The following is a 7,134-nucleotide window of genomic DNA, read 5'->3' on the forward strand; positions in this document are numbered from 1 at the left end:
GTAGGAGTGTCCGGCTTGGTTTCGTCGGGACGCGCTACAATCGTGGAGCCGCCGCCGGAGGAACCATTGTCACCGCTGGAAGAACCGCCGCCGGACGAGGAACCTCCCCCGCTGCTGGAACCGCCAGAGTTTCCGTTCCCACCGCCGGAGGAACCGCCGCCGTTAGTACGCTTGGTTACACTGACTGTACAAGTGGCCATAGCACTGCTGTGCTGAGTGTCACCGCTATAATTTGCGGTAAAGGTATATGTTGCCGTTTCGTTAGGCAGGGTGGCTTTCCAGCTTGTTCCGCTGCCGGTAACATTGATACTGCTGTCAGAGCAGCTTACCGTTGCCTCTCCGCCGGAGGGCAGGCCGCTGATGGTCAGCGTTACTGTTCCACCGCCAGCGAGAGAGTCAGGAGTTGCTGCTATGGTTAATTGAACGGGGATTTTATCCGTTACAGTCAGCTTGCCGTTTACATAGGTGATCTGGTAGCTGTCCCCGTTGGTCAGTATGCCGCCGCTGATGACAATGGCATATTCTCCAAGGGTATTGGTATCTGATACACTGGTTGTCATGGTTGGGTCTGTCGTAAAAGTATCGCTGTTCACCAGCCCCGCCGTCTGATAGGTCAGTGTCGGCATAGCCGCGCCTTTTACCACGGTAAAGCTGTCTGCCGTTAGGTTGTGTCGTCAATAGAAATGTGCTATAATAGTCCTCAAAGTAGCAGGAGGGCAGAAAAATGGCGAGGGAACAGCATCGACATGATATAAGCGACAGAGCGTGGGAGAAAATCAAACCAAACACAATAGGCGAAAAAGGGACGCGCGGAGGCAATGCCCGAGATACGCGGCAGTTTATCAACGGTGTATTCTGGATTTTGCGCACCGGAGCACCCTGGCGGGACTTGCCGGAAACGTATGGAAACTGGAAGAATGTACACCGCCGGTTCTGCCGGTGGCGTGACAAGGGAATCTGGGAAAAGATTCTGGAAGCGTTGGTAGATGACACCGACTTTGAGTGGCTGATGATCGACGCCAGCCATATCAAAGTACATCCTGACGCTGCTGGCGCGCGGGGTGGAAATCAGGCGATGGGCCGTACAAAAGGGGGCTCAACACCAAGATACATTTGGCCGTGGATGCGCATGGTATGCCGGTGCGATTCTTTGTCACTTCTGGTACCATAGCGGATTGCACAATTGCAGCGCGGTTGATCGAGGGATTTCAGGCAGAATATCTTCTGGCAGATCGAGGCTATGATACGGACGCAATCATCCTCAAGGCGGTTGACGAGGGAATGATGCCGGTCATTCCGCCAAGGAAAAGCCGAAAACATCCTCGGAAGTATGATAAATATTTCTACAAACTTCGCCATCTCGTCGAGAACGCTTTCCTGCTTCTCAAAAGATGGCGCGGTATTGCGACTCGCTACGCTAAAAATGCCGCTTCTTTCGCTGCTGCTGTCCAAATACGTTGTATTGCTATTTGGCTCCTTCTTTATTGACGACACCATCTAGGGTGATCGGCCTTTTTCCGATGGTCACGGAAATGGCTGCCACGGCTTCATTGTAGTTGTTGTCCGCTGCTTTTCTTGCGGTGATTGTGACAGTTCCGGCTTTGCGGATGGTCGCAGTTTTGTCATTGATGCTGACAACGGACGGGTCGGAGCTTGTAAAGCTGACCGCGCCAGAGCCGTTGCCGCCGGTGGTGGCGAGGTCAAACGCCGGATCACCGTAGGTCTTTGCTTCCACCGGGGAAATGGCAAAGGATTCCTGATTTTTCTTTGCCGCGTCAAAGGACAACTGGCCGTTAGCCTCTTTGTAGTTGGTATCGCCGCTGTATGCCGCTGTGACCGTATACTCCTTGTCGGACAGGTTTTCCCATTTATAGGCAGCTTTCCCGTTCTGCAAGGTCAGGGTTTCGCTTAATCCATCGCTGGTGAGGATGATGCTGCCCGCAGGAGCCGCGCCGTTCTGTGCGCCGGTAACGGTGACAAGCAAATCTGCCACCCTGCCTTTTGCGCTGTCGCTCATTTTTACCTCTACTGTGACGGTAGGAGTAGCCTGTGCCACAGTGACATTCACATCCTGCGTTATGGTTGTGATAGGTTCATAATTCTGCACAGTGGAATCGCTTGGCGTAAAGGTCACGCTATATCCAGATGTCCCAGCGGTTGGAACGGTATCCGGGTTCGTCCATGCAAAGGAGCCGTATTCTGTACTGCCTCCGCTCAGCGTACTCTCGGATAGTTTCTGCCCATAGGTCAGACCATTGGCGGCAGGCCAGGTAATGGCGGGGGCTGCTGCCTTATTGATGGTCAGCGTTCCCGGCTGATAAGTAATTGTATAATTGGCGGTCATATCTGCGCTGCTGCTGTTCTTGATTTGAGCGGCGGAGAGTTCGATGGTGCCGCCGGGTACATTCCTGGTGCTGGCGGCGAGGGTAATGCTACTTAAACTATCACCAGCGCAAAGCCCAGTGGCAGTTACCTGCCCTGTTCCCTCGGTGATGCTCTGACCATAGGTGATGGTCTGGTCGCTGGCCTTGATGGTCAGTGTAGCCTTTTTGATAGCGAAAGTCTTTTCCACTGTTCCGTTAAAAGCTGTGCCTGTGACGGTCACTTTTGCCGTATTCCCAGCGTTGATGTTGTTGTCGTAGGCTACCGAATAATCGGTATTTACTGCGAGTGCGGCTGTTCCATCCACCATAACAGTAACTTCGGGTGTCTGCGCTGTGCCGGTGTAGGTCAAATCCAGATTATCAGGCAGTGTGACCGCCAGCGTAGAGCCGCAGGCACACCCGCCGTTAGTGTAGCTGCAATTTTCTTCGTCCCATTTCTTGCCGCAGGCAAGGCAGGTCTGCTGGTGGGTGGTGGTGCCGGTGGCATGGGTGTACTCACAGACGCCCTCGCCGGTATGGTTGCACTTCTTCACCGTCACTGTGCCGGTCAGCGACTTATTGCCCAGCACACCCGTAAAGGGGGTTGTGCCGCTTTCGTCAAAATAGGCGTACCGGGTGTCGCCGCTGTGGGCCAGCAGGCCGCCGAGGGTGAGAGAGGAGGATTGGCTCACTATGACAATTGCCCCCGCCGTCCCGGAGTATTTTCCACCTGAGAGTTGAACAGACTGTGCATTGCTGACGGCCAATCCATAACCGCCGCCTGTGTTCTGTATGGTCACATTTTCGGTGACGGATAGAGATCCGCTCTCATCATTGACATTTACACCAGCAAATTGCGATCCCCCACCGGTAAAGGTTCCACCTTTCAGCGTGACATTTCCCCCCACATCAAGAGCGGTGCCGCTTGCAGAAACAACCTCGCCCGCACCCTGAATGGTCACATTTGCGTTACTCCAAATGCCGATAGCTGTTCCACCAGTGCAGGTGATGGTATGCCCACCCAGGTCCAGGTTGCAGGTGATTTGGATGTCGAGTACTGGTGTTCGCGTCACATCCTTCAGCAGCGTAATGGTCGCGCCATCGTTTTCCGTTTTGAACGCATCGTCCAAATTGCCCACATAGGTGGTGGTGCTGCCATTTTCAATCTTCGCTACGGCGGAGATGCTGACATCCACCGTCCCCGCGCCGTCCGCCATATTGTCATTCCCAACGAATTTCGCCGTCAGGGTGATTCCCGTACCTGGGCCTCCTGCCGCAACCAGCACATCGGCGGCGCTGACGGTCATGGTGTAGGTGCCGTCCGCACCTTTGTCTGCGGGAGCGGACACCTGCGTATCACCCACAAACACCGCCATCTGGCCCGCGCCCGGCCCGGTGAAGCTGGCCGCAAACATAGCGGAGTTGGCCGGAGCCTCCCCGGTTGCGGTGGGCGTGGCCTTGACGGTGATGGTGTCATCGGCGGTGAAAGTAGTAGTCTGCGTATCGCCGTTGTAGGTTTTTACCTCGCCGTCCCCGGTAAACTGGGTGCCGGACTGCTTGATTTCAAATGAAAACGTATGGGACAGGGTATAGCCGTCACAGGTTGCCTCACAGATATAGGTATAACTCCCCACAGGCGTATCGGCGGGGACGGTGCAGGTGTCCTCTGAACAGTCCAGCGTTTCAGTGCCGTTTTTCCACACATAGGTGACAGTGCCGCCGCTCACCGAGGCAGCGTTCATGGCCAGCGTGTGCGTTTGCTGGGTGCTGTAATACCACGACGTATCCCCCTGGGGATGGATGGTGAGAGGGATTTTTGCAACGGTGACGTTGGAGATTTCCATAGCCACCAGATCATCGGCCGTGGCCCAGGTGCCGTCCTGTTTCTTGTAAGTATAGCCCTCGCCCAGCAGCTCCGCGACGGATTGGACATCACCGTAGTTGCCAGATTCGACTACAATTTTATCAAACGTCCCGCCGTTGATCGTCAGCGTACCATCGTTGTAATACAACACGCTTTTAGGGCAGTCTTCCGTTGCCCCTGTCGCGGTCACGTTATGGATCGTGGTGGTTCCGGAATATTGATAGATTTGACCGGAAGAAGCCGCTCCGGTTATTTCGGTTCCGTTTAGAATAACGGTGCCGCCTTGATTCGTAACACCCGCGATGGCGTCAGAAAAATCCGAACCTAAGCCTATATTTACAGCCGCGACTGTCAGCGTCCCGCCGTTGCGGCAGGATAGACCAAATCTGTTCGCGTTCACGTTACCATTTCCCTTTACCAGCAGAGAGCCGCCGCTGACGTTGATGATCCCATAAGCTACTCCATAGCCCTTGCCGGACAGGGTTTTCCTGTTCAAGTCCAGTGTGACGTTGCCGCCGGTGATGTTGAGAGGGGAGCCAGCGGAACCGCTGTGTATGCACTCCGCATCTGTCAGCATGGTGATGGCTGCGGTTTGCCCATTGGCGGCGGCAAACGCCTCCTCCAGCGTGGCGTAGTACAGCGTTTCCCCGCCGATGGTCACGCTGGCCTCGTCGGTGTCCTGCCGTTCGGTACGGCCATCTGCCATCATCGGCGCGTTGGCATTGTCCAGCGCCCCTTGCAGCTTGGTGACGCGGGACAAGTCGATTTCCTCCTGTTCGTCCTCGGTCAGTTCTCCATAGAGCGCGAGGATATGGTCAAGCTGCGCCCGCACCTCGTCCGCATTATCCTCCGTCACTTTATCCGGCAGGGCGGCGATCAGGTCCTCAATGGGGCAGATACGGCACTCATAAGTACACGGACTTCCTTCACTGTCCTCCGATTCCGGCTGGTAGCCGCAGGCATCGTCATGTTCCTGATGATGCTTGCAGATGCCGGTATCTTCCGGCTGTTTTGTATCTTCTTTTTCAGCTTTCCCTTTGCAGTTCGACAGGCCGGCATCCTCTGCGCCGCAGACCGGGCAGTCAGGATTGATTTGACCCTCTGTACAGAGGGTCAAACAAGAGCATTGCTCTTGTTTGATGATTCCTGTTTCCGGTTCCTCGTCGGCTTCGCCGCTGTCCTGCGGATTGCAGATTTCACACACATAGGTGCATGGTGTTCCCGGCGTACTTTCGGTGTAGCCGCACTCGCTGTCACGGCCCAGGCCGCCATTCACCTTGTGCTCATGCCGGCAGTCTGATTTTTCTGTAATACAGCCGCTTTCCCCATCGCAGATATGGGGGCAGTTTTCCGGCTCCCGTTCCTTGGCGTTTGCCGGGGTAGCCTCGTTGTCCGATACGCCGTCCTCTGTTTCCGACCGGTAACACTCCGGCGTATGCTCGTGGACGCACTCGGTCACTTCGGTGTAGCAGTCCTCTGTGTGTTCGTGGCCGCATGGCGTTCCCGGCGTTTCTTCTGTATAGCCGCAATCGTCCGTATGCGCGGCGTGGTGTTCGCACAGCCCGGTTTCCGGCTGTCCTCTGTCTGCCACCGCATGAACCGGAGTTCCTGACATGGTGACAATCATCACCGCAGACAGCAGGAACGCCAACGGCCTCCTTAACTTGTTTCTCATAAAATGCCCTCCTGATATTTTGAAAAATGTATGGTTCCCAATTCCCTGTGCCTGGATGAACCCCGCGCCCTGGGCAGGCGCTTTTGGGTTTTGGGACGGGCGGCTCACAAAGCGTTTGTGTTTTGTGTCATAAGCTGCCCTCTGCGGCGCAGAAGCTGCCCAAAGGCTTTCTGCAAGGCGGGCAGGGCAACCGGCTTTCGCCCAAACCAGTCCGCGTTGTAGCGGTAGGCGCGCAGGGCGAAGTCCAGGTCAGAAAACCAGAAAATCCGCGCCTTTGGCCGTTCCTCCCGCAGCAGTTCCACCACCTCCAGGCTGAACGTGCCGTCCTGCGCCACCACAAACAGGTCAAAATCTGGCCCGTCCCGCACCATGCTGCAAAAATCCTCCTGTCTGGCATAGGGGACGATTTCCGCAAAACGCAGGTGTTCCCTGGCGCACCGGTCAAGCTGCCCTGACAGTGCTTTCAGTTCTCCGGGGTTTTCATTATAAAGTGCAATCCTCAATCCGGCTCCTCCTTTCCGCAGTATATAAAAATGAAAAAATGGCATCAAAAAAACCGACCCTTTTAAGGAATCGGTTATATATTTAGCATAGCGTTTTTCCCGTTCTTGTCAATAGGCTCTGCATGAGATGTCAAAAATCTGCATGAGATGTAGGTCAGGACGCTGAAAATATGGTATAATGGGTCTTGACAAACGAAGTCTTTTGTGTTAGGAGGCGAAAATGATGCGAATTGCCATTGCAGACGACCTTTCCGCAGACGCTGGGAAACTGCGGGAATTTATCTGCCGCTGGGCGCGGGAGCAGGGGATTGTCCTGGTTCCGGCCCCGGCAGTTTTTGAAAGCGGCGAAGCCCTGCTTGCAGGCTTTGCCCCGGATACCTTTGATGTGATTTTTCTGGATATTTATATGTCCGGCATGACCGGCATGGAAGCGGCGAAAAAAATCCGGGAGCAGGACGATGCCTGCCAGCTAATCTTTACGACAACCACCAAGGAATTTGCTGTGGACAGCTATGATGTGGCGGCGGCATTTTACCTGGTCAAGCCCTATTCCTATGAAAAGCTGGCACAGGCCCTGACCCGGTGCGGGGCAAAGCTTCTGGAACAGAACCAGTGCGTGATGGTTCCGGGCGCGGCAGGACAGCAGCCGCTCCTGCTTCACCAGATTACCCATACGGAATACTGCGGACGCTGTGTGGAAGTCCATATCACCAGCGGGGAAAAGATAAC

General features: G+C 55.1%; 5 protein-coding genes. 2 read left to right on the plus strand and 3 right to left on the minus strand.

The window, feature by feature from the left end:
* Positions 1–626 (minus strand): MBG domain-containing protein (locus tag C814_RS24545; protein WP_016318058.1); only part of this gene is annotated, 626 nt, incomplete at its 3' end.
* Positions 627–724: 98 nt separating this feature from the next.
* Between C814_RS24545 and C814_RS22930 the strand changes: the two genes are divergently transcribed.
* Positions 725–1,488, plus strand: a protein-coding gene (locus C814_RS22930) for an IS5 family transposase (RefSeq protein WP_155846367.1) whose coding sequence is annotated in 2 segments (ribosomal slippage) — positions 725–1,067 and positions 1,067–1,488 — 765 coding nt in all. Because the reading frame shifts where the segments join, the coding sequence is not laid out codon by codon here.
* On the opposite strand, the gene C814_RS11785 is transcribed toward C814_RS22930, so the two are convergent.
* Positions 1,466–5,902, minus strand: coding sequence for an Ig-like domain repeat protein (locus tag C814_RS11785; protein ID WP_016318061.1), 4,437 nt, complete (start codon positions 5,900–5,902; stop codon positions 1,466–1,468). The genes C814_RS22930 and C814_RS11785 overlap by 23 nt on opposite strands.
* Before the next feature lie 104 nt (positions 5,903–6,006).
* On the minus strand, positions 6,007–6,405 hold the full coding sequence (locus tag C814_RS11790; protein ID WP_016318062.1) for an OTU domain-containing protein: 399 nt from the start codon (positions 6,403–6,405) through the stop codon (positions 6,007–6,009).
* A gap of 220 nt (positions 6,406–6,625) precedes the next feature.
* Between C814_RS11790 and C814_RS11795 the strand changes: the two genes are divergently transcribed.
* On the plus strand, positions 6,626–7,134 hold a 509-nt coding region (locus C814_RS11795; RefSeq protein WP_016318063.1), incomplete at its 3' end, for a LytR/AlgR family response regulator transcription factor.

Source organism: Anaerotruncus sp. G3(2012), assembly GCF_000403395.2.
Taxonomy (GTDB): Bacteria; Bacillota; Clostridia; order Oscillospirales; family Ruminococcaceae; genus Anaerotruncus.

What these genes read in the sequence shown, in the direction of transcription:
- C814_RS11785 (WP_016318061.1), bottom strand. Translation starts at nt 5,902, where the DNA reads ATGAGAAACAAGTTAAGGAGGCCGTTGGCGTTCCTGCTGTCTGCGGTG.